The 21,741-nt window shown below is 64.9% G+C and carries 18 protein-coding genes; 5 read left to right on the top strand and 13 right to left on the bottom strand.

The window, feature by feature from the left end:
- Positions 1-3 precede the first annotated feature (3 nt).
- A complete protein-coding gene (locus ACIQF4_RS13575) occupies positions 4-471 on the top strand; it encodes a hypothetical protein (RefSeq protein ID WP_400516979.1) in 468 nt (155 codons plus the stop codon).
- A 49-nt stretch (positions 472-520) separates the two neighbouring features.
- On the opposite strand, the gene ACIQF4_RS13570 is transcribed toward ACIQF4_RS13575, so the two are convergent.
- From ACIQF4_RS13570 to ACIQF4_RS13545, 6 genes are all read right to left on the bottom strand, one after another.
- A complete protein-coding gene (locus ACIQF4_RS13570; protein WP_400517028.1) occupies positions 521-1,279 on the bottom strand; it encodes a glycerophosphodiester phosphodiesterase in 759 nt (252 codons plus the stop codon).
- Between the two features lie 84 nt (positions 1,280-1,363).
- Positions 1,364-1,627, bottom strand: a complete 264-nt coding sequence (locus ACIQF4_RS13565; protein WP_400516980.1) for a hypothetical protein — start codon at positions 1,625-1,627, stop codon at positions 1,364-1,366.
- 151 nt (positions 1,628-1,778) lie between these two features.
- On the bottom strand, positions 1,779-2,597 hold the full coding sequence (locus ACIQF4_RS13560; protein ID WP_350001425.1) for an HAD family hydrolase: 819 nt from the start codon (positions 2,595-2,597) through the stop codon (positions 1,779-1,781).
- Positions 2,598-2,606: 9 nt separating this feature from the next.
- Positions 2,607-3,416 carry an IclR family transcriptional regulator gene (locus ACIQF4_RS13555; protein ID WP_400516981.1) on the bottom strand — a complete coding sequence of 270 codons (810 nt, stop codon included), beginning with the start codon at positions 3,414-3,416 and terminating at the stop codon, positions 2,607-2,609.
- 90 nt (positions 3,417-3,506) lie between these two features.
- Entirely contained in the window at positions 3,507-4,760 is a 1,254-nt protein-coding gene (locus tag ACIQF4_RS13550) for an aminopeptidase P family protein (protein ID WP_400516982.1), read from the bottom strand.
- A gap of 63 nt (positions 4,761-4,823) precedes the next feature.
- Entirely contained in the window at positions 4,824-6,185 is a 1,362-nt protein-coding gene (locus tag ACIQF4_RS13545) for an MFS transporter (RefSeq protein ID WP_400516983.1), read from the bottom strand.
- Between the two features lie 500 nt (positions 6,186-6,685).
- Between ACIQF4_RS13545 and ACIQF4_RS13540 the strand changes: the two genes are divergently transcribed.
- The 3 genes from ACIQF4_RS13540 to ACIQF4_RS13530 all read left to right on the top strand — a co-directional run bounded on the left by ACIQF4_RS13540 (position 6,686) and on the right by ACIQF4_RS13530 (position 10,882).
- On the top strand, positions 6,686-7,771 hold the full coding sequence (locus ACIQF4_RS13540) for an S-(hydroxymethyl)mycothiol dehydrogenase (protein ID WP_400516984.1): 1,086 nt from the start codon (positions 6,686-6,688) through the stop codon (positions 7,769-7,771).
- Positions 7,771-8,388: an MBL fold metallo-hydrolase gene (locus ACIQF4_RS13535; protein ID WP_400516985.1), complete on the top strand. Its 618-nt coding sequence runs from the start codon at positions 7,771-7,773 to the stop codon at positions 8,386-8,388. The genes ACIQF4_RS13540 and ACIQF4_RS13535 overlap by 1 nt, the downstream gene beginning before the upstream one ends.
- 139 nt (positions 8,389-8,527) lie before the next feature.
- Positions 8,528-10,882 (top strand): FdhF/YdeP family oxidoreductase, encoded by a 2,355-nt coding sequence (locus tag ACIQF4_RS13530; protein ID WP_400516986.1) that lies wholly within the window; start codon positions 8,528-8,530, stop codon positions 10,880-10,882.
- A gap of 91 nt (positions 10,883-10,973) precedes the next feature.
- On the opposite strand, the gene ACIQF4_RS13525 is transcribed toward ACIQF4_RS13530, so the two are convergent.
- The 6 genes from ACIQF4_RS13525 to ACIQF4_RS13500 all read right to left on the bottom strand — a co-directional run bounded on the left by ACIQF4_RS13525 (position 10,974) and on the right by ACIQF4_RS13500 (position 19,721).
- Complete coding sequence (locus ACIQF4_RS13525) at positions 10,974-11,192, bottom strand: hypothetical protein (protein WP_400516987.1); 219 nt, start codon at positions 11,190-11,192, stop codon at positions 10,974-10,976.
- A 153-nt stretch (positions 11,193-11,345) separates the two neighbouring features.
- Positions 11,346-13,853 (bottom strand): FAD-dependent oxidoreductase, encoded by a 2,508-nt coding sequence (locus tag ACIQF4_RS13520; RefSeq protein WP_400516988.1) that lies wholly within the window; start codon positions 13,851-13,853, stop codon positions 11,346-11,348.
- 34 nt (positions 13,854-13,887) lie between these two features.
- Entirely contained in the window at positions 13,888-14,826 is a 939-nt protein-coding gene (gene purU / locus ACIQF4_RS13515; protein ID WP_231457876.1) for a formyltetrahydrofolate deformylase, read from the bottom strand.
- 3 nt (positions 14,827-14,829) lie between these two features.
- The gene (locus ACIQF4_RS13510) at positions 14,830-16,761 is read right to left on the bottom strand and encodes a BCCT family transporter (protein WP_400516989.1); all 1,932 of its coding nucleotides are present in this window, start codon (positions 16,759-16,761) and stop codon (positions 14,830-14,832) included.
- A gap of 243 nt (positions 16,762-17,004) precedes the next feature.
- The gene (locus ACIQF4_RS13505) at positions 17,005-18,420 is read right to left on the bottom strand and encodes a ferredoxin reductase (RefSeq protein ID WP_400516990.1); all 1,416 of its coding nucleotides are present in this window, start codon (positions 18,418-18,420) and stop codon (positions 17,005-17,007) included.
- Positions 18,417-19,721 carry an SRPBCC family protein gene (locus tag ACIQF4_RS13500; protein WP_400516991.1) on the bottom strand — a complete coding sequence of 435 codons (1,305 nt, stop codon included), beginning with the start codon at positions 19,719-19,721 and terminating at the stop codon, positions 18,417-18,419. The genes ACIQF4_RS13505 and ACIQF4_RS13500 overlap by 4 nt, the downstream gene beginning before the upstream one ends.
- Before the next feature lie 159 nt (positions 19,722-19,880).
- Between ACIQF4_RS13500 and ACIQF4_RS13495 the strand changes: the two genes are divergently transcribed.
- Positions 19,881-20,813 (top strand): LysR family transcriptional regulator, encoded by a 933-nt coding sequence (locus tag ACIQF4_RS13495; RefSeq protein ID WP_231457880.1) that lies wholly within the window; start codon positions 19,881-19,883, stop codon positions 20,811-20,813.
- Positions 20,814-20,872: 59 nt separating this feature from the next.
- Here ACIQF4_RS13495 and ACIQF4_RS13490 read toward each other — a convergent pair whose 3' ends face one another.
- Positions 20,873-21,679 (bottom strand): IclR family transcriptional regulator, encoded by an 807-nt coding sequence (locus ACIQF4_RS13490; protein WP_400516992.1) that lies wholly within the window; start codon positions 21,677-21,679, stop codon positions 20,873-20,875.
- Between the last annotated feature and the right edge of the window lie 62 nt (positions 21,680-21,741).

Genomic DNA, 21,741 nt, shown 5'->3' with positions numbered 1-21,741 from the left:
CACATGGGTATCGGCGACAGCATCGGCAAGGCAGCAGAAAACGCCATGGAGGACCTGGCGGGGACATCAAAACCCACAGAGTCAGCGCATGTTCCTGAGCCCACCGACCCGAACGATGACGTGGAGGTCCACTCCTCCATCAGCGAGGGCTCCAATGCCATGGAGGCGGAGAAGCAGAAGGCCCCGGGGCTCAAGACCGGAGCTGCTCCGGGCCCGGTCTCCGAGTCCCCCTTTGGCGGGGACGTGGAGCCGGGTAGTGAGGGTGGCGGCCCGGCCGCCGCTGGAAACAGCCGTGCAGGCCAGGACGACGACGGCGGCCTCGCCGGCGGCGCGCCCGCACCGGGCGGCTCTCCTGCGTCCCAGCGCGGCGTCCCGGGCTCCGGCGGCCTGCCCGAGTCCAACCCTGACGAGTTGCGGGCCGACCCGTCCGAAGGCGACCAGGACCCGTCCACCAGCACCGGCCGCGGTTAGCAGCCGCGCGGGATCCGGGGAGTAGACAGCACGGCTGGCGCCGGCGCCGTCAGCCGTGCGGCCACTCTCCGCGTTCAAGCAGCACCCCGCGGAGCAGGTCCGCACGGTCGGTGACCAGCCCGTCCACGCCGAGCTCCAGGAGCCGGTGCATCTCGTCCGGATCGTTGATGGTCCAGACGTGCACTACGAGGCCCAGGGCGTGGGCGCGGCGGACGAAGCCGGGCGTCACCACCTGCAGCCGGCCATAGCGCACCGGAACCTGCAGGGCGTGGACTCCGCGAAGGTTCCAGCGCATGCTCCACCTGAAGACCGGCCCGGGGAGCAGGCGGCCCAGTAGCGTGAACAAGCCCACCGACACCACACCGGCAGATGCCGCCACCGGCTGGCTCAGCAACTTCAGCACCGCCCGCCGCCGGCGGTCCGAGAAACTGGTCAGCAATACCCGGTGGTGCACCTGGTGTTTTTCGATTCCGGCCGCGATGCTGCGGACGGAGTTCCAGTCCTTGACGTCCACGTTGAGCCGGACCCCGGGCAACTCCTCCAGCAGTTCGTCCCACCGCGGGATAGGCTCGCGCCCGCCGATCCGTGCATTAGCCACCTCGTGGGCGGGGAGCTCGGACACCTTTCCGCTGCCGTCGGTCACGCGGTCCAGCGTTTCATCGTGGAAGAGGAGCACTACCCCGTCGGCGGTCGTGTGGACATCGGTTTCGAGGTAGCGGTAGCCGAGGTCGACGGCGGCGCGGAACGCGGCCATGGAATTTTCCAGGCCGTCACGTGAAAATCCCCGATGCGCCATCGCGATGGGCATCGGGGACCCGTCCGCGGCGGCATGGTCAAAGAACGGAAGGCTCACACTGCGAGCGTACCCCTGCCGCAGCAGGCCGGGTCAGCGTCAGCCCTCGTGCGTGACTGCGTCTTCTTCAAGAACGATGTCCACGCCATCGCTGCAGTGCAGCAGCGTCCGGCCGCGGCCGCCGTCGAAATCGATCCACACCGCGGAGTGGTCAGCGGTGATTGCATCAACCAGACCGCCGGCCTCGAATCCGGGAGCGAAGAGGACGCGGACGCGGTCGCCCTGCCTGAGCTTCTTCCAGTGCGGCGCGGGCGTCGCCTGGCGCGGCACGTCAGCGGTTCCAAGCTTAGTTTTTCTTGCCATTGCTACCCCTCGAGCCTGTTACCCCTTGAGCCGGGATGGAGGGGTTGGGCCCTCCATCCCCAACGCTAGGGAGCGAAGGTGAACGTGAGGTGAGCGCCAGCTGTGAAAACGGCGCAACGTTCGGCGCGCCCGGGGAAGTCCGGCGCCGGAATCAGGAAAGCCGCACGCCCAGCGAGGCCAGCCGCGACTCCAGGACCTGGGCCACGCCGTCGTCGTCGAAATGCGGCGCCTGCTGCCCGGCCGCGCGGATGGCTTCCGGATGCCCGCTGGCCATGGCGTAGCCGTGCCCGGCCCAGCGGAGCATCTCGATGTCATTGGGCATGTCCCCGAACGCCACCACGTCCTCGGCACCGATGCCCAGGGCCGAGGCATACTCGGCCAGGGTGACGGCCTTGTTGACCCCGGGCAAGGCGAGCTCGAGCATGGACACCCCGGGGGAGGAATGCGTGGCGGAGGCGAGATGTTCGACGGCGGGGGCCACCTCGGCGAGGAAGTCGTCGGCGGTGCCTTCGCGGACGATTGCCAGGAACTTCACCACGGCGTCGTCTTTAACCAGCGTTTCCGCCAGCGGCGCCGGCGTGAATTCAGAGAGCAGTTCGCTGGAGCCGTTTTCGATGAACCCGGGTTCAAGATGGAACCCGCCGAGCGTCTCGGCGGCGAACAGCGCTGCGGGGCGCAGCCGTTTGATGACGCGGCGGACTTCCAGGACCGCATCGAGGGTCAGCGTCCGGGCGGAAACCAGCTTGTCAGCCTCAAGGTCCCAGACCACGGCTCCGTTGGAGCAGATGACGGTGCCGGTATGGCCCAGCTGGTCCTGCAGGGGGTGCAGCCAGCGCGGCGGGCGCCCGGTGACAAAAACGAGTTCGACGCCGGCATCCCGGCAGGCGTGGAAGGCACGGACGGTGCGGCCGCTGATTTTTCCGTCGTGGCCGAGGATCGTTCCGTCAATGTCGCTTGCTACCAACCGCATCCTGCCAGTCTACGTGGCGGGCCTGCGTCCCCTCCCACCCAGCCGGGCGGTGACCTTCGCTGCGGCCCCGGCGCAGGCCTCCCCCAGCGCCTGCAGCCTGTCCTGGGACACCCGGAACCGGGGTGCCGGGATCAGGACGGCGGCCACCACCTCGCCCCGGTGGTCAAAGACGGGAGCTGCGAGGCCCACCTCGTCGATGGAGGTTTCCCCGTAGTTGACGGCCCAGCCGCGCCGGATGTCATCTTTCAGCCGGACCAGGTAGCCGTCCAGGCTGGACTCGTCCAGGCCCGGATAGCTGATGGCCCCGCTGCTGAGGAGGGAGCGGACCCGGGGTTCGGGTTCGCGGGCCAGGAAGACCTGGACGGAGGCGCTGAGGGCGTCGTTGTACCGAGCTCCCAGCGGAGTGGTGTGCTTGATCTGGTGGTGGCTGGCGATCTGCTCCACGCAAATGGATTCATCACCGCTCCACACCATGAGGGCGCTTGTTTCGCCGGTCTGTTCTGACAGCTCACGCAGTACGGGATAGGCAACCCGGCGCTCCTCAAGCTCGGCGAGGAGCGGCCCGGCCACGGCTATAAGTCCGAGCCCAAGCCGGAACCGCCGCGTTTCGGCGTCCCGCTCCACCAGGTGCTCCTGCTCGAAGGTGGCCAGGATCCTGGAGACCGTGCTCTTGTGCAGCCCCACCCGGTTGGCGATCTCGGTGACGCCGAGGAGGGGCTCGTCCGCCGTGAAAGTCCGGAGCACCGCGATCGCGTTGACGATGACGGAAGCGCCCTTGCTATCGCCGTTGCCTGTGGTCTCGGGTTCTGTTGCAGTCATGGTGTTACCCATCATTCCCTAAGGGAGGGCCGGAAGCGGCGCCAGGGGGTTGGCGCCGCTTCCGGGTGTTCGTTGACGCCGGGGAGGAGATTACGCGCCGATGATGTTGTGCTCGGGGCCGAACGGGAACTTGGTGATGTTCTCCGCGCCGTCCTCGCCCACCACCAGGATGTCGTGCTCGCGGTAGCCGCCGGCGCCCGGCTGGCCGTCCAGGACGGTGATCATCGGTTCCATGGAGACCACCATGCCCGGCTCCAGCACCGTATCGATGTCCTCGCGGAGCTCAAGTCCGGCTTCGCGGCCGTAGTAGTGGCTCAGGACGCCGAACGAGTGGCCGTAGCCGAACGTGCGGTTGGCCAGGAGCCCGTAACCCACGTAGATCTCGTTGAGCTCAGCGGCGATGTCCTTGCAGACGGCTCCCGGCTTGATCAGCTCCAGGCCGCGCTTGTGGACCTCCACGTTGATGTTCCACAGCTCCAGTGAGCGGGCATCCGGTTCACCGTAGAACAGCGTCCGCTCCAGCGCCGTGTAGTAGCCGGACGTCATGGGGAAGCAGTTCAGGGACAGGATGTCGTGTTCCTGGATCTTGCGGGTGGTGGCCCAGTTGTGGGCACCGTCGGTGTTGATGCCGGACTGGAACCACACCCAGGTGTCGCGGATCTCTGAGTCGGGGAAGGTCCGGGCGATCTCGTGGACCATGGCCTCGGTGCCGATCAGCGCAACCTCGTACTCGGTGATCCCCGCGGTGATGGCGTTGCGGATGGCTTCGCCGCCCAGGTCGCCGATGCGGGCGCCGTGCTTGATGACTTCGATTTCCTCGGCAGACTTGATCATGCGCTGGCGCATGGCTGCCTGGGCCACGTCCACCAGGGTGGCGGACGGGAAGGCCGCCTGGATCTTGTTGCGGTTGTCCAGGGGCAGCGAGTCGTCCTCGACGCCGAGGCGGCGTGGGTTGATGCCGCGGGTCCGCAGGACCTCCTGGATGGCGAAGATGTAGTTGTCGCGGCGCCAGTCCGTGTACACGATGTTGTCGCCGTAGCTGCGGCGCCAAGGCATGCCGGCGTCGATATTGGCGGTGACGGTGACGGCGTCATCCTTGGTGACCACCATGCCGTAGGAGCGTCCGAAGGTGGTGAAGAGGAAGTCGGAGTAGTACTTGATGGAGTGGTAGCTGGTGAGGACGACGGCGTCCAGGTCCTTCTCCGCCATGATGCGGCGCAGGCCGGCCAGACGGCGCTCGAACTCGGTATCGGAGAACGTGAGGCTGACTTTCTCGCCATTCTTGAGGATCTTGGTGCGCTCGAGTTCGGCGACGGTGGTGGCGTTCTCGGTGGTGATGGTCATCGTGGCGATGCCTTTCTCTAATGCATTTCTTGAGGTGCGGTTGGTTTGGTTTAGGGAGGGAAGCTATTCGTGCCGCAGGGGCTCTTTGCAGGTTTCCCGGGAGAGGGACACGGCGATGAGGGAGACGACGGCGGCAGCCACCAGGTACCAGGCAGGTGCCAGGTCGCTGGCGGTTGCGGCGATGAGGAGCGTTGCCATGAACGGGGCGGTGCCGCCGAACAGGGCGTTGGAAAGGTTGAAGCTGACCGCAAAGCCGCTGTAACGGACCCGGGTGGGGAACATTTCCGCCAGGAAGCTGGGGAGCGTGCCGTCGTTGAGGGTGAGCATGGCGCCCAGCAGGATCTGGACCAGGACGATGACCAGGAAGTTGCCGGTGCCGAGCAGTGCGAAGGCCGGGACGGTCAGGACAATAAAGGCAACCGAAGCGCTGATCAGCACCTTCTTGCGCCCGTACCGGTCCGAGAGCATGCCCGTCAGGAAGATGAAGCCGATGTAGGTGATCAGGGCGATGGTGGTGGCCAGGAATGATTCCGTTTCGCCCAGGCCCAGTTCAGAGGACAGGTAGGTGGGCATGTAGCTGAGGATCACGTAGAAGCCGACGGCGTTGAGCAGCACCGCGCCGACGGCCTGCAGCAGCTGCCGCCAGTGGTTGCGGAAGAGGCTGGACACAGGGGCCTTGACGGCATGGTCCTCGGCGGCCAGTTCCCGGAACACGGGGGTGTCCTCAAGCTTGGTCCGGATGTACCGGCCGATCAGGCCCATGGGGGCCGCCAGCAGGAAGGGCAGCCGCCAGCCCCAGCTCTGCATCGCGTCGGAGGAGAGCAAGGTTGTCAGCAGGCCGGCCATGAGCGAACCGAGGAGCAGGCCGGCGGCGGTGCTGGCGGGGACGACGGCGGCGTAGAGGCCGCGGCGGTTGGCGGGGGCGTACTCCACCAGGAAGGCCGAGGCGCCGGCGTATTCGCCGGAGGCAGAGAAGCCCTGGACCACCCTGATGATCAGGAGTAGGACGGGCGCCCAGATGCCGATCGTGTCATAGCCCGGGATCAGGGCGATGCAGAACGTCGCTCCGGACATGATGAGGATTGACAGGGAGAGTGCCGTCCGCCGGCCCACCCTGTCGCCGATGTGGCCCCAGATGAATCCGCCGAGCGGGCGTACCAGGAACGAGATGGCAAAGAGGGCGAAGGTCAGCAGCAGCCCGGTTTGCGGATCGGATTCCGGAAAGAAGACCGTTGCGATGGTGACGGCCAGGTAGCCATAGACGGCGTAGTCGAACCATTCAACGAAGTTGCCGATGAAGCTGGCAGCGATGACCCGGCGCCTGGTTTCCTTGCTGACGGCGTTGTCGGCAGGGGTGGGGCGCGGATCACTCAGGGTGCCGCCCGGGGAGCGGCGGCGGGATGGGGAGGAAGTTTCGTTACTCATGTATCCACCAAAGTGTTTGGGGTTGCATTCAGCGCAACGCTGTTGCAACAGACTAAGGTGTGATGGCCGCCACGGTCAATGGTTGTGGAGCGGATACTTTTTCTGGTTCTTCGTAAGAGGTGTGCAGTGCGCTAACTGGACCCAGGCCTGCGCGGCACTCGGAGCGGCGTACGCACCGGATCACTGCAGTTGTCGCAGATGCAATAGAGTTGCATCAGTATTCCAATCACCCCTTGGCGTGCTCTCGCTTTACGCCCCCTACGCGCGGGCGGTCTATTGACACCCCCAATGCCGACTGACATATTTCGAGTAAGCGCTGTGCGCATCGTGTTGTGCATTACGCAATTAGCGGCAACGGGCTGGAGGAGATTGCGTGGCCCGACCACCCGTCTGGTTGCCCGCCACCCGCCCATTTGGGTAGTCCCCGGAGAGGCCACAGCTTCTAGACTTGGTAGTCGGGCCGGGACCTTTGTCCGGCCCATGAAAGGAACACAGGAATCATGGTTCATAAAGTCAAGGCAGTTATCGCCAAGGAAAAGAACACTCCGGTGTCAGTGGAGACCATCTTGGTGCCGGATCCGGGCCCGGGCGAGGCCCTCGTGGACATTCTGACGTGCGGCGTGTGCCACACGGACCTGCACTATAAGCAGGGCGCCATCAACGATGACTTCCCCTTCCTGCTGGGCCATGAAGCCACCGGTGTTGTCAGCGCCGTAGGCGACGGCGTTACCTCCATCGCCCCCGGTGACCGTGTGATCCTGAACTGGCGTGCCGTATGCGGTGAATGCCGCGCCTGCGCCAAGGGCCAGCCGCAGTACTGCTTCAACACCGCCAACGCCACCCAGAAAATGACCCTGGAAGACGGCACCGAACTCTCTCCCGCCCTTGGCATCGGCGCCTTCGCCGAGAAAACCCTCGTTGCCGCCGGTCAGTGCACCAAGGTGGATCCGGAGGCTGATGCTGCCGCCGTCGGGCTGCTGGGCTGCGGCGTAATGGCCGGCATCGGCGCTGCCATCAACACCGGCGAGGTCAAGCGCGGAGAGTCCGTCGCGGTGATTGGCTGCGGCGGTGTGGGCATCGCCGCGATCGCCGGCGCCAAGCTGGCAGGTGCAACGACGATCATCGCGGTGGACATCGATGCGAACAAGGTGGAGATGGCCAAGTCGCTCGGCGCCACCCACGGCATCGACTCCAGCAAAGAGGACCCCATCGAGGCCATCCGGGCCCTCACCAACGGCAACGGAGCGGACGTGGTGATTGACGCCGTCGGCCGTCCCGAAACCTACAAGCAAGCGTTCTACGCCCGCGACCTCGCCGGCCGCGTGGTCCTGGTGGGCGTCCCGACGCCGGACATGAAGCTGGAAGTGCCGCTGCTGGACGTCTTCGGCCGCGGCGGCTCCCTCAAGTCTTCCTGGTACGGGGACTGCCTGCCCTCCCGAGACTTCCCCATGCTCGTGGCGCACTACAAGCAGGGCAACCTGGACCTGGATGCCTTCGTCTCGGAGCGCATTACCATCGACCAGGTGGAGGAAGCCTTCGACAAGATGCACGAGGGCAAGGTGCTTCGTTCGGTGGTGGAGCTCTAGTGGTCACCATCGAGAACCTGGTCACCTCGGGCACTTTTTCGCTCGACGGCGGCACCTGGGACGTGGACAACAACGTCTGGATCGTAGGCAATGACGAGGAGTGCGTGATTATCGACTCCCCGCACGACGCCGCCGCGATCATCAACCAGGTCCGGAGCCGGAAGGTCCTTGCCATCCTTCAGACCCACGCGCACAACGACCACATCGGCGCTGCGCGTGAGGTTGCCGAGGCCGTAGGCGCCCCGATCTACCTGAACCCCGAGGACCTGGTCCTCTGGGAACAGGTCTACCCGGACACGAAGCCGGACCGGGAACTGAACGACGGGGACGTGTTCGAGGTGGGCGGGGCTGTCCTGCGGGCCATCCATACACCCGGCCACTCCCCCGGCTCCACCTGCTTCTACCTGGAAAGCGAAGCAACGGTCTTCACCGGGGACACACTGTTCAACGGCGGCCCGGGCGCCACCGGACGGTCCTACAGCGACTACCCCACCATCCTGGCCTCGATCCGGGAACGCCTGCTCACCCTCCCTCCCGAAACCGTGGTCCGCACCGGCCACGGCGACAACACCACCATCGGGGCGGAAAAGGAAACGCTGGCAAAGGTTTCGCAGTAACCGGCGGCACAAGCCACCCGCGCGGGGCGCGCCGGGAATGCCTGGCGCGCCTCCGTAGCGCCGCAGCGGGCAGCAGTACATTCGCAGGGCAGTAAAAGCAGGCACCAGCAGGATCTGTGCCGGTAAGGAAGTTGGAACAATGAAGTTCGGTAAGCAGCCCGCCCCCGTTGCGGATATTGACGAGGACAACCTGGAAGTCCATAAGCCGAAGGCCGAGGCAGCGGGCGTGAAGGCCGTGATGGTCGCACTGGAACGTGCCGTGGCGCAGGCTGGCGTGGCCCGCACGGCGCACTCGCTGCTGCGGCTGAACCAGCGGGGCGGTTTCGACTGCCCCGGCTGCGCGTGGCCGGAATCGGACAAGAAGCGCAAGACCGCTGAGTTCTGCGAGAACGGCGCCAAGGCCGTGGCCGAGGAGAACACCCTCCGGACCGTCGGCGCCGAGTTCTGGGCGAAGCACTCCATCGCCGAGCTCTCCACGAAGACCGAATACTGGCTGGGCAACCAGGGCCGGCTGAGTGAACCCGTAGTGATTCGGGCAGGTGAGACGCACTACTCCCCCATCTCGTGGGCGGAGGCGTTTGAGCTGATAGGTGAGCATGTGCGCGCCACCACGGCCGACCGCTGCGTCTTCTACACCTCCGGGCGCACCGCGAACGAGACAGCGTTTATGTACCAGCTGTTCGCGCGGGCGCTGGGTACCAACAACCTGCCGGACTGCTCCAACATGTGCCACGAGTCCTCCGGTTCTGCCCTGAACCCGACGATAGGCATCGGCAAGGGCACGGTGTCCCTGGATGACATCCACGATTCCGAGCTGATCTTCGTGGTGGGACAGAACCCGGGGACCAACCATCCGCGGATGCTGTCCGCGCTGAAGGAGTGCAAGGACAAGGGCGGCAAGGTGGTGGCGGTCAACCCGCTGCCCGAGGCAGGCCTGTTCAATTTCAAGGATCCCCAGACCGTCTCCGGCGTGGTGGGCGGCGGAACGCCGCTCGCCGACGAATACCTGCAGATCAAGGTGGGCGGTGACCTGGCGCTGTTCCAGGCCCTGGGCCACCTGCTCCTGGCGGAGGAAGAGCGGAACCCGGGAACCGTCGTCGACCATTCCTTCATCCAGGCGCAGACGGACGGGTTCGCCGCCTACCGCGATGCCCGCGGGGAGCTGGACTGGGCCGAAACCGAAAAGGCCACGGGGCTGGCCCGGGAACAGATCGAAAAAGTTGCCTCCATGCTGGCGGCCTCCAAGGCCACCATCTTCTGCTGGGCTCTGGGCGTGACGCAGCAGCCCCACTCAGTGGACACCATCAAGGAAATGGTCAACGTCCTGCTCCTGCAGGGCAACTTCGGCAAGCCGGGCGCCGGGGCCTGTCCGGTCCGCGGGCACTCCAACGTCCAGGGCGACCGGACCATGGGCATCTGGGAAAAGCCCAAGGAATGGCTCCTCACCGCGCTCGACACCGAGTTCGGGATCACCTCGCCTCGCCACCACGGGTACGACGCAGTGGAGGCCATGGAAGCGTTCGAACGCGACGAGGTGGACGTGTTCGTCTCTATGGGCGGGAACTTCTCCCTGGCCTGTTCCGACACCGAGACCCTGGAAGCCGGGATGCAGCGGATCGGGCTGACGGTGCACATCTCCACCAAACCCAACCGCTCCCACATCGTGCACGGCCGCACTTCACTGATCCTGCCCACCCTGGGCCGGACGGACAAGGACGACAAGCACCCCAAGGGCGCCCAGTTCCTCTCGGTTGAGGATTCGATGTCCGTGGTGCACTCCACCCAGGGCAGGCTGACCCCGGTCTCCGAGCACCTGCTCGCCGAACCGGTGATCGTGGCGCGGATGGCTGAGGCGACGTTCGGCCCTGATCACCCGGTGGGCTGGAAGTCCATGGCCGAGGACTACGACGTGATCCGGGACCACATCTCCCGCGTGCTGCCCGGCTTCGAGGACTTCAACGCCAGGGTCCGGACCAAGAACGGGTTCGTGCTGCCCAACCCGCCGCGCGACACCCGGTCCTTCAAGACCGACATCGGCCGGGGCCGCTTCACGGTCAGCCCGCTGGAATACCTCACCCCGCCGGCCGGGCACCTGGTGCTCCAGACCATCCGCAGCCACGACCAGTACAACACCACCTTTTACGGCCTCGATGACCGGTACCGCGGCATCTCCGGCGGCCGCCGGGTCATCTTGATCCACCCGGAGGACCTGGTGGAACTGGGTTTCAAGGACCGGGACCTGGTGGACGTGGTCAGCACCTTCCGCGGCCACGACCGGCAGGCGGACAAGTTCCGCCTGGTGGCCTACCCCACGGCCAAGGGCTGCGCGGCCGCGTACTTCCCCGAAGCCAACGCCCTGGTCCACAAGGAAAACGTGGCCCGGGTATCCAACACCCCCGGCTTCAAGGCCATGTTCGTCCGGTTCGTGCCGCACCTCGCGGAAACCACTGGCCAGGAGTCGTCCGAAGAACTGGAGCCTGTCGCGGCCCGATAACAAAACGCGAGATGGCAGTTAACGGCAATCCCGGAGGCTCGAACTGCCGTTAACTGCCATCTCGTCGGCAGCCCAAGACGGCAGGGCGTGCCTAGACGGGGTTGTTGCCGTCGTGCTCGGCCTCGGGATCCAAGTCCTTACCGTAGCCGCTGGCGGAGGCGAGCCCTCCCACCTGCTGCCCGGCGTTGGTTTGTCCGGGCGTAAAGCCGCTGTCCGGCGCCTCTTGGGGCTCTCCCCCGGCGTTCGGTGCGACGTCCTGCCGCAGGTGCTCGTCTGAAGGAACGTTCTTGGAAACTTCTTCATCAGCCATCCCTCCAGCCAAGCACCAGGAGCGCGGCGAGGCAAGGTTATGCCGCCAGGCACCCAGGACCGCAGCCGCCAGATCTACCCGCGAGATGGCACTTAATGGCAATGTCCCGCGCCGGGACTGCCGTCAAATGCCATCTCGCGGGAGTAGGAAGCGCTAGCCGCGGAGGCGCTCCATGCCCGGATCAAAAAGCGGCTCGGCCGAGACCGTGGCGGCGATCCGTTTCCCGAAGTACTCGATCTCCACGGAATCACCGATAGACACGGAAACCGGCAGCCACGCGTAGGCGATCGGCTTCCGCACGGAGTAGCCGTAAGCGGCGCTCGTGACGTAACCGGACGCGGAACCGTCCACGTACACAGGTTCCTTGCCCAGCACGATGGACGTTCCGTCGTCGACCGTCAGGCAGCGCAGCGTGCGGGTGGCGGGCTGTTCCTTGCGCTCAGCAAGCGCTTCAGCACCCACGAACCCCGTCTTGTCCTTGGCCACCGAGAAGCCCAGGCCGGACTGGTACGGGTGGTGCTCGGAGGTCATGTCCGTGCCCCACAGCCGGTAACCCTTTTCGAGCCGCATGCTGTTGAACGCGCCGCGGCCAGCGGCGATGATGCCGTGTTCCCGGCCCGCCTCGAACAGCAGGTCCCACAGCTTCAGCCCGTATTCGGCGGTGGTGTACAGCTCCCAGCCGAGCTCGCCCACGTAGGAGAGCCGCATGGCGGTGACCGGGATGCCCCCAACGGAGATTTCCTTGGTGCGGAAGTACTTAAGCCCGTCGTTGGTCAGGTCGTCGGAGCTGACCTTGCCGATCACTTCACGCGCCAGCGGGCCCCACAAGCCGATGCAGCAGGTGCTGCCGGTGATGTCGGAAACATGCACCCACTGGGCCGGATCCGCGGCCGACTGCTTCCGGGCCTCCACCCGGAGGTAGTCGAAGTCCACGTTGCTGTTGACGCCCAGCTGGAAGTCCTCCTCCGCCAGCCGTGCGACGGTCACGTCACTGCGGATGCCGCCGTCGTGCTCCAGCAGCAGGCAGTACGTCACGGCACCCGGCTTCTTGGCAATGTTGCCCGTGCTGAGCCGGTGCAGCAGCGCCTGCGCGCCGGGACCCACGACGGAGAGCCGCTTCAGCGGAGTCATGTCATAAAGTCCGACGGCGGTACGCGTCTTCCACGCTTCGGCGGCGGAGATGGGGGACGAGAACATTCCTGCCCACTCGTCCCGCTCGGGCGCCTGCCATTCGGCGGGCAGTTCCTCGAGCAGGCCGCGGTTGGCCTCGAACCAGTGCGGGCGCTCCCAGCCGGCGGACTCCAGGAAGAAGGCCCCGAGCTCCCTCTGCCGGACGTTGAACGGGCTCACGCGCAGGTCCCGCGGGGATTCCCTGGGCTGCAGCGGGTGCATCACGTCGTAGATTTCCACGAAGTTCTGCTGGGACGTTTCGCTGACGTAGGCGTCGGAGGTCTGCACCTTTTCGAAGCGGGTGAGCTCGCAGCCGTGCAGGTCGGTGCGTGACCGGCCTTCCACCAGCAGCTCAGCCATGGCCTTGGCCACGCCGGCCGAGTGCGTCACCCACACAGCCTCAGCCACGAAAAGGCCTTGGAGGTCCGGGGCCTCACCCATGAGCGGGCCGCCGTCCGGGGTAAAGGAGAAGATGCCGTTGAAGCCGTCCTGGATCTCAGAGCTGCGCAGCGCAGGCAGCAGGTCCTGGCTGTCCTCCCACGCGGGCAGGAAATCTTCCAGGGTGAACTCCAGGCGGGAGGGCATGCGGTGGTCCGACATTTCCTCTGCGGAGACCTTCGGCAGGGCGGACATGTCCACCGGCATGGGGCGGTGGGCGTAGCTGCCGATGCCGATGCGGTCGCCCCATTCGCGGTAGTACAGGTCCTTGTCCTGGTAGCGCAGGATGGGCTTGCTGGCGCCCTTGGGGAGCTCGTTGACGCCCGCGAGTTCGGGCAGCGGGGTGCTGATGGCGTACTGGTGGGCCAGCGGCAGCAGCGGGACTTCCAGGCCGACCATCTTGCCGAGTTCACGGCCCCAGAAACCTGCGCAGGACACCACGATGTCCGCCGGGATCAGCCCGTTGTCAGTTTCCACGCCGGTCACCTTGCCGCCCTCCTGGGCGATGCCGGTCACCGTGGTGTTGCCCTGGTACGTTACGCCCGCCTCGCTGGAGCGCTCCATCAGCAGCTGTACCGCACGGGCGGCCAGGGCCAGGCCGTCGGTGGGGATGAGCAGGCCGCCCAAGACCTCGCGGCCGCCGGTGAGCTTGCCGGTGTTCAGGAGGGGGTAGATCTTTTCGCATTCGTCGGCATCGACGATCCGGCTTTCGACGCCCCAGGAGGTCATCACGCCCATTTTGCGCTTGAGGTCGGCCAGGCGCTCGGGGGTGGTTGCCAGCTCAAGGCCACCCACCTGGTTGAAGCAGGACTCGCCGTCCTTACTCAGGGCGAGCAGCTTGTTCACCGTGTAGGTGGCGAATTCGGTCATGGTCCGTGACGGGTTGTTCTGGAACACCAGGCCGGGCGCATGCGAGGTGGAGCCGCCGGCAAGTTCCAGCGGGCCCTGTTCCACCACCGTGATGTTGGTCCAGCCCCGGGTGGCGAGTTCGTCGGCAAGGTTGGTTCCGACAATGCCGGCGCCGATGATGACAACGCGTGGTGATGAGCTCATGGGTGTTGTTTCTCCTGTTGGCTTGGTGTTCGCGTTAGCGGAAGACGACGGTGCGGGTGTTGTTGAGCAGGACCCGGTGCTGGCAGTGCCATTTCACGGCCCGGGCCAGCGCCTGTGTTTCCGCGTCCCGGCCCACGGTTACCAGGGCGTCCGCATCCAGGCTGTGGTCCACGCGGAAGACCTCCTGCTCGATGATGGGACCCTCGTCCAGGTCCGCCGTCACATAGTGGGCAGTGGCGCCGACTAGCTTCACGCCGCGGTCGTAGGCCTGGTGGTACGGCTTGGCACCCTTGAAGCCGGGCAGGAACGAGTGGTGGATGTTGATGGCACGGCCGCGCAGGTTTCCGCAGAGCTCGTTGGACAGCACCTGCATGTAGCGGGCCAGGACAACGAGGTCCGCGTCGTACTCCGCCACCAGCTCCAGCAGCCGGGCTTCGGCTTGGGGCTTGGTTTCGGCGGTGACCGGAACGTGGATGAAGGGCAGCCCTGCAGCCTCAGCCATGGGGCGGAGGGTTTCATGATTGGAAACCACGACGGCGATTTCGGCGCCAAGGCTGCCGGCCTGCCACCGGAAGATGAGGTCGTTGAGGCAGTGCCCGAACTTCGAGACCATCACCAGCAGGCGCTGCGGCCTGCCGTCGTGGATGGTGAAGTTCATTCCGAAGTCCTCGCCGATTGGCTGGAACGCTTCCGTGAGAACTTCGACAGTGTCCGGGACGTCAGTGTCTGCCGGCGCTCCTGCCGTGAAGGCGGTACGGAGGTAGAGATTGCCGCTGACGTGGTCATCGAACTGCTTGTGCTCCACGATGTCGAAGCCTCGGTCAGCCAGGAACGTCGTAACGGCCCTGACGATGCCTGGCTTGTCCGGGCAGGACAGGGTCAGGACGAATTCGGCCTTACGGGTTGCGGCGGTTGCGGCACCCGCCGCGGCAGTCGCACTGCCAGGTGAGCGGCTTTCAAGAACAATGGTCAAGGTTTACTCCTGGGTGCTGGTGTCGGGCTTGGATTTGGTGGAAACAACGGGCGTTTGGCCTGTGGAGTCTCCAGGGCAGCGCGTGGTGTCCGCGCAGTGGTCGTCACACTCATGCTTTGTCACAAGATCGAACTGGACACCGCCGTGCTCATCGACGCCGGCACGGATAGCGCGGTCAACGACAGACTCCGCCAGACGGTGCCGTAGGGAAATGGGGTCACGCCGGAGATCCCGAACCAACGCGAAACACAGCAGGAACATGACTATGGCGAAGGGAAGTGCGGAGACGATGGTGATGTTTTTCAACCCGTTGAGCGCCGCACTTGGGTCGTCCCCGCCTGCCAGCAGCATGACAGCGGCAATGGCTCCGGTCAGGACCCCCCAGAAAACAAGCACCCGCTTTGACGGTTCCAACTGTCCGTTGGAGCTGAGTGACCCCATGACGATGGAGGCCGAGTCGGCACTGGTGACGAAGAAAATGCCGATGAGGACCATGGCCAGCAGCGCGATGCCGATGCCGACCGCCGCCGGAACTTCCAGGTTCCGGATCAAGTCAAACAACGCGCCTTGGAACGAAATGCTCGGTGCACCATCAACGATGTCAACCAGGCCGTCGGTGCTGTCCGGCGTCGCATCAGCACGTTGCTGGATGTCAAAAGCGGTGCCGCCGAAAATGGAGAACCAGATGACGCTGACGACGCTGGGCACCAGGAGGACGCCGGTGACGAACTGGCGGATGGTACGCCCGCGACTGATGCGTGCGATGAAGATACCGACAAAGGGTGCCCACGACACCCACCAGGCCCAGTAGAAGATGGTCCAGCCGGACATCCATTCACGGAGCGCCTCGTCCCCCACGGCCTCCGTACGGGAAGCCATGGTCGGCAAATCCCGCACAAAATCGCCGACGGCTGAGGGAATCAGGTTAAGGATGAACAGAGTGGGACCGACAAGGAAGACGATTGCCGCCAGGGCCAGGGCAAGCACCATGTTGATGTTGGAAAGCCACTGGATACCCCGGGCGACGCCTGAGGCTGCCGAGATCACGAAGAGGACGGTCAGCGCGGTGATGATCAGGACCAGTACAGGGGATCCGATCTCACCAACCCAGCCGTTGAACTGCAGGCCGCTGGCGATCTGCAGGGCTCCGAGGCCCAGGGAAGCAGCCGTTCCGAAAAGGGTGGCGAAGATAGCCAGCATATTGATGACCTTGCCCGCCGGCCCTTCTGCCCGCTTCCCGAAGAGAGAAGTGAATGCCGAGGAGATGAGCTGGCGCCGGCCAAGCCGGAAAGTGCTGTATGCCATCGCGATGCCAACCACCGCGAACATCGCCCAGGGATGGATGCTCCAGTGGAAGATCGAGGTTGCCATGGCAGTTTGTATGGCTTCGGGGCTAACCCCCTGTACTGTTCCGGGCGGCGGAGCGACGTAGTGGTAAAGCGGCTCAGCAACGCCGTAGAAGACAAGGCCAATACCCATGCCTGCGCTGAACATCATCGCGATCCAGGACATGGTCCGAAACTCGGGTTTCTCACCATCCCTGCCAAGCGGAATAGTGCCGAAGCGCCCCAAGGCCAGCCACAGGACGAAGATAACGAAAAGGGATGCCAGGCTGACAAAGATCCAGCCAGTGTTCTCGATGACCCATCCGAGTGCGGCGGTGGAGGCCGTGCCCAGGGATGCGGAATCTGCGAAACCCCAAACAACGAAGGCCAGCGCAAGTGCACCCGTTACACCGAACGTAACCTTGTCAAGCCCCTCGAGCGAGCGACGGGGTCGTCGTCCGGCGGAAAGATCCGTCTCACTCTCACGCAGCTCCTGAAGCAGCTGCCCATCGTTTTCGTGCAGCACTTCGGGCTCTACTACCTTGCTGTCATCGTCGACAGCGGGATCGTTGGTGCCATCCTGGATGGCGGTACCGGTATTTAGTGCCATGTCTAAGTCCTTAATTCGGATACATCGGCGTTGTAATCCGGCGTCCCCGTGCCGGTCGGAATGTTGAAGTTTCGTCCTCAGAGTGGGTTTGGCTTCGCGCGGCATTTGTTCCGCAAAGATCAACACGTCTCGCAATAAGCAACAGCGTGGCTTGGGCCACACTCGCATGTCAAGGTTTTTCCGAATTCTTAAGCCCTATGTCGGGGATTTCGGCTGTCCCTTGGCGATGGGCCGGAACAGGGGTCAGGCATCGATCACCAAGTCCGTCTGCGCAACGGAGCAGCAGGGCAGGAACTTGCCGGCAGAGATTTCCCGTGCCCGGATGCCGCCCTGGTGGTTCATCTCGATCTCCCCTGAAAGTTTGACGACCTTGCAGGAGCCGCACATGCCTTCCTTGCAGTTCGCGCCAATCCGGACACCCGCACGCTGGGCCGCCTCGAGGATGTGCTCGGTGGGGTCGACCCGCACATTGATGCGGGTACGCATGAAGGACATGGTGAGGCTGCCTGTTCCCACGGTGTCGAAGCTCGAGGCGTCAGGGGAACCGGCGTCCGGCTCCCCGCCCGGAGTGTCGGCGGAGGGGTCGGTGCCGGCTACGTCCGGGTTGCTGACTTCCAGCGGCAGCCCCGAGGCCTGCAGTGTCCCGTCGGCGTCGTAGCCGGGCTCGTAGAGCCCGAACGCGGCGGGCTGGCTTTCAAAGTAGTCCTCGGCGGATTCGGCGATCTCCTCGGCGATCTCCTCCGCGACGTCGGCTGCAAATGCCACCTCCGCCTGGTATTCAAGGAGCGTCTGGCGGTCTCCGGAGAAGAACTCCATGTAGATGGAGGTGTCGTCGACACCGACCTTTTTGAGGAGCTCGGTGGCGGTGTTCAGGTAACCCTCAGGACCACAGGCGTACACCTGGCGGCCGTTGGCGTCTGGGGCCACCTCCTCGAGCATGGCCGCCGTCAGCCTTCCGCTGAGTCCTTCCCACCCCTCCGGTACGCTGCGGTCGCCCAAGGAGTAGTAGACCTTGACGCGCGGGTCCACGGAGGCGATATAGGCCAGTTCCCGGTGGAAGGCAAAGCCTCCAGCATCCGAGCCGTGGTAGAGCACCACAACGTCGGCGTGTCCGGGCAGGGAGTGGATGGTGCGCACCATGGACATGATGGGAGTGATGCCTGCGCCGGCGGCAAGCAAGAGATATCGTGCCCGCCGGTCCGCATCGGGCAGGTGGAATGCTCCAACCGGTCCCAGCATCTCAAGAACGGTGCCGGGTTTGACGTTCTCGTGCACCCATGGCGAGACCAGTCCCGTGGGGTCGCACTTGACTGTGATGCTGAAGGTCCACGGCTGGGTGGGCGAACTGGACAGCGAGTAGCTGCGGTCCACCGGTTCCTGGTCCTCGCCATTCACGGGAAACGCGACATTCACGTACTGGCCCGCGCGGAACGCCAGGGGCGCACCGTCGCAGCGGCGGAACACGAAGGTCATCATGGCGCCGGCCTCGGGAACGATCTCGACGCATTCGGCCGTGAACTCCTGCGGATGCCATGGGCCCAAAGCACGGGCTGCCCGGGCGGGCGTCTCGGTGCTTCCCATCACCCTGTTCCACGGCATCTCAAGACCGCGGATACGCTGTGGTTCCTGGATTGCCGTTTCAGTGAGGAGTTCGGTCATGCCAAGTGCTCCTGGACGCGCTGCACGTACCAGTTGATGAAGGCCTCGACCTGGTATTCGCTCTTCATGTAGGGACCGGGCTCGTAGGCAGGGCTGTTGGCACCCTGCTGGCAGAGTTCCACGAACGCTTTGTCCTGCAGGTTTGTCTGCTTCCAGGTGTAGGTGAGCTTTTCCAGGTCGTAGTCGACGCCTTCCACGGCATCGTCAGCCACCAGCCACGTGGTGCGTACCAGGCTCTGGTGTTCGTTGATGGGGAAGACACCGAACGTGATGACGTGGTCGCCGAGGAAATGGAACCAGCTGTTGGGCTGCAGGTGCATCGAGCAGCGGCCCAGGCGGAAGTCGCGCAAGTCGCCGAGCAGCTTCTTGGAAAGCCTGCGCCCGTCGGCGGAGAATGATTCACCCTCTCCATCGAGCGATTCCCGTGAGATCCTGATTCCCGCGATGCGCGTGTCAAGCTGCTCGACCACTTCGTAGGGAAGGCCGTAGCGGCGGCAACGCTCCTCGAGGGAGGCCTGGGCCGCCTTGTTTCGGTCCCACACTTCCTCAAGATGGGTCGGGACCAGGCCCTCCGTCAGGCCCCAGGTGGGAAAGAGGGAGCAGGCGAGCTCAGGATGGCCGTCGCAGTGGTAGCACTCACGGTTGTTCTCCATGACGAGCTTCCAGTTGCCCTCTTCGATGATGTTCTGCTGGTAGGCGATCTTTGTCTTCGAGAGATCGTGGGGCGCCAGGTAGGGCTCAAAGATCTTTGCGGTTTCGTCGAAGTCCGCCGGCGGTTCATCCGCAATGCAGACGAAAATCAGTCCGGCGACCTCACGGCCGTGGGCGCGCTTGAGGCCGAAGCAGCTCTTGTCGAACTTCGTTTCCCCCGGCGCGGAGGCATGGATCAGGTTGCCCTCCGGGGAGTAGGTCCAGGAGTGGTAGCCGCAGACCAGGTTTCCCGTTGACCCGGCAGCTTCGGTGAGCACGCGGGCGCCACGGTGGCGGCATACGTTATGCAGGACGTTCACGCCGCCGTCGTCATTGCGCAGCACAATCAGGGAGTAGGGCCCGTAGTCGACAGTGACGTAGTCGCCAGGCTCCGGCAGCTCCGCGGTACTGGCGGCAAAGATCCAGTGCCGGCCGAAAATCGCCTCCATGTCGATGTTGAAGATCGAGCGGTTGGTGTAGAAGGGGGCATCGAGGGAGTAACCGGTGCGCCGGAACTCAAACAACGCGGCAATTTCTGCCAGCTGCTCGGCAGGCAATGATGCAGCGAGTTTTCCGCGTGAATTGAGGGGCACGTTCACTGAAGCAGTCATGGGTTTTCTCCCGGGAGGCATGGGTAGCGGGTGTTGCGTGTCAACCACGGGGTCGCGGGTGCCAGCGGCGTGGTCGAAGACCTTGTAGTGATGAGATTAGGGACACACGAACTGCAACAAAAGCGCAAGATTTTGAAGATAACCATGCAGAATAAGTGCATGATCGACCCAAGGCTCATCACCCTCCGCGTGTTCGCCCGGTGCGGCACCATAGGCGCGACCGCGGAGCTCACGGGCTATTCCCCCTCTGCCGTCTCCGCGCAATTGCGGGAGCTCCAGCGCGTGCTTGGAATGCAGCTGCTGGCGAAGGACGGCCGGGGCGTGCGGCTTACCGCCACGGGACGCTTCCTGGTGGCGGGTTCGGATCCGCTCATTGCCCAGTGGGAGAGCCTGCGTGCCTCAGCCATGGAGGCCGGCGACCAGGTGCAGCCCCACTTTGGCCTCGGCGGATTCTCCTCCGCAGCCGCCCACTTGCTCGCGCCGCTGGCCGCTGCCCTGCGCACCACACGCCCCCTGCTCGAAGTGCAGGTTCTTGAGGCTGATCCGGCCCGCTGCTTCGACTTGTTGGTTGCGGAACGAATCGACCTTGCAGTCATTGTCGCCATGCAGTCCGAAAGTTACGGTGAGGACGATCCGCGCTTCGAACAGAGAGTCCTGCTCGACGACCCATTGGACGTCATCATTCCCCGTGACCATCCGCTGGCATCGCGGGAGACAGCAACGCTCGAAGAGCTGGCTTCGGAACCCTGGATCACGGAGGCCGCGGGTTCCACCTACCATTCCCTCTTCACCGCGGCGTTCACGGCAGTGGGGGTGACACCGCGGATTGCCCATGAAGCCATCGAGTGGGAAACCCACATCGCATTCGTAGGTGCGGGGCTGGGCGTCGGCCTGCTCCCCCGGCTGGCGCCCCTGCATGGTGCCGAAAACGTGGTCCGGCTGCGCATCACCGGCACGGCCAAACCCACGCGCCGCATTGTGGCCGCGGTGCGCCGGGGCAGCATCGCCTCGCCCCTGATCCAGGAATCGCTCGGCATCCTGCAGGCCAACGCCAACCGGATCCTCACCGCCCGGCTCGAAGAGGATCTCTAAGCGCTGCCGGCGTGGGGCGCCCTGGCGGCTCCCTTATCCTCTCCAGGGACGCCGGCGCATCAGCGCGGGGTATAGCCCATCTTGGCGCTCACCTGGAGGCCCGCCTCCTTGAGGCCCCCGGCCAGCCCCGGCTCTTTCGCAGGGTCAAAGCGGAAGGCCGGACCGGAGATGCTGATGGCGCCGATGACTGTTCCCAGGTGGTTGTACACCGGCACGGACATGGAATTGATCCCGATTTCGAACTCCTCCCGGGTGACGGCGTAGCCGTCCCGGGCCACGGCAATCAGCTCGGTTTCAAGCTCTTTGCGGTTGGTGATGGTGCGCGGGGTCCGTGCCGGCAGACGTGTCTCCTTCAGGATCCGCTCCCGGTCATCGGCGGACAGCGCGGCCAGCAGGACTTTGCCGCTGGAGGTGGCGTGCAGCGGGGTCAGGCTGCCCACCCAGTCATACGTGGCCAGCGTTGAGGGCCCCATCGCCTGGTCAACGTTCACCGCGTAGTTGGAGCGCAGCACGGCAAGGTTCACGGTCTCCTTGAACTGGTCCGCCAGGGCCTCCAGGACCGGGCGGGCCTCCCGGACCAGGCTCAACCTGCCGGGGATGGAGCTGGCCAGGCGCAGGATGCCGAATCCCAGCTGGTACTTTCCGCGTTCACTGTTCTGGTGCACCATTTCCCGGCCCACCAGTGAGCCCAGCAGCCGCGAAACCGTGGACTTGTGGATGCCCATTTCCTCGGCGATGTCGCTCACGCCGGCGTGGCCATCCCGCGCCAGGATCTCAAGGACCGCGAGGGCACGGTCCACTGACTGGACGCCGCCGTGGCCCGCTTCAGCATCGACGTCGGGTTCGCGCTCATTGTTCGAAGCCATGGCTAATACTCTCAAGGAGCAAGCGTGGCGTGAAATCACCCACAGGCAATATCAGCGCAGGC

Source organism: Pseudarthrobacter sp. NPDC092202, from assembly GCF_044755505.1.
Lineage (GTDB): Bacteria > Actinomycetota > Actinomycetes > Actinomycetales > Micrococcaceae > Arthrobacter.
Note: the sequence above shows the minus strand (reverse complement) of the source record. Positions and strands in the feature narration are given on the sequence as shown.

What these genes read in the sequence shown, in the direction of transcription:
- ACIQF4_RS13540 (WP_400516984.1), top strand. Translation starts at nt 6,686, where the DNA reads ATGGTTCATAAAGTCAAGGCAGTTATCGCCAAGGAAAAGAACACTCCG.
- ACIQF4_RS13575 (WP_400516979.1), top strand. Translation starts at nt 4, where the DNA reads ATGGGTATCGGCGACAGCATCGGCAAGGCAGCAGAAAACGCCATGGAG.
- ACIQF4_RS13500 (WP_400516991.1), bottom strand. Translation starts at nt 19,721, where the DNA reads ATGACTGCTTCAGTGAACGTGCCCCTCAATTCACGCGGAAAACTCGCT.
- ACIQF4_RS13545 (WP_400516983.1), bottom strand. Translation starts at nt 6,185, where the DNA reads ATGAGTAACGAAACTTCCTCCCCATCCCGCCGCCGCTCCCCGGGCGGC.
- ACIQF4_RS13570 (WP_400517028.1), bottom strand. Translation starts at nt 1,279, where the DNA reads ATGCCCATCGCGATGGCGCATCGGGGATTTTCACGTGACGGCCTGGAA.
- ACIQF4_RS13520 (WP_400516988.1), bottom strand. Translation starts at nt 13,853, where the DNA reads ATGAGCTCATCACCACGCGTTGTCATCATCGGCGCCGGCATTGTCGGA.
- ACIQF4_RS13490 (WP_400516992.1), bottom strand. Translation starts at nt 21,679, where the DNA reads ATGGCTTCGAACAATGAGCGCGAACCCGACGTCGATGCTGAAGCGGGC.
- ACIQF4_RS13505 (WP_400516990.1), bottom strand. Translation starts at nt 18,420, where the DNA reads ATGACCGAACTCCTCACTGAAACGGCAATCCAGGAACCACAGCGTATC.
- ACIQF4_RS13555 (WP_400516981.1), bottom strand. Translation starts at nt 3,416, where the DNA reads ATGACTGCAACAGAACCCGAGACCACAGGCAACGGCGATAGCAAGGGC.
- ACIQF4_RS13525 (WP_400516987.1), bottom strand. Translation starts at nt 11,192, where the DNA reads ATGGCTGATGAAGAAGTTTCCAAGAACGTTCCTTCAGACGAGCACCTG.
- ACIQF4_RS13530 (WP_400516986.1), top strand. Translation starts at nt 8,528, where the DNA reads ATGAAGTTCGGTAAGCAGCCCGCCCCCGTTGCGGATATTGACGAGGAC.
- ACIQF4_RS13495 (WP_231457880.1), top strand. Translation starts at nt 19,881, where the DNA reads ATGATCGACCCAAGGCTCATCACCCTCCGCGTGTTCGCCCGGTGCGGC.
- ACIQF4_RS13560 (WP_350001425.1), bottom strand. Translation starts at nt 2,597, where the DNA reads ATGCGGTTGGTAGCAAGCGACATTGACGGAACGATCCTCGGCCACGAC.
- ACIQF4_RS13565 (WP_400516980.1), bottom strand. Translation starts at nt 1,627, where the DNA reads ATGGCAAGAAAAACTAAGCTTGGAACCGCTGACGTGCCGCGCCAGGCG.
- ACIQF4_RS13510 (WP_400516989.1), bottom strand. Translation starts at nt 16,761, where the DNA reads ATGGCACTAAATACCGGTACCGCCATCCAGGATGGCACCAACGATCCC.
- ACIQF4_RS13550 (WP_400516982.1), bottom strand. Translation starts at nt 4,760, where the DNA reads ATGACCATCACCACCGAGAACGCCACCACCGTCGCCGAACTCGAGCGC.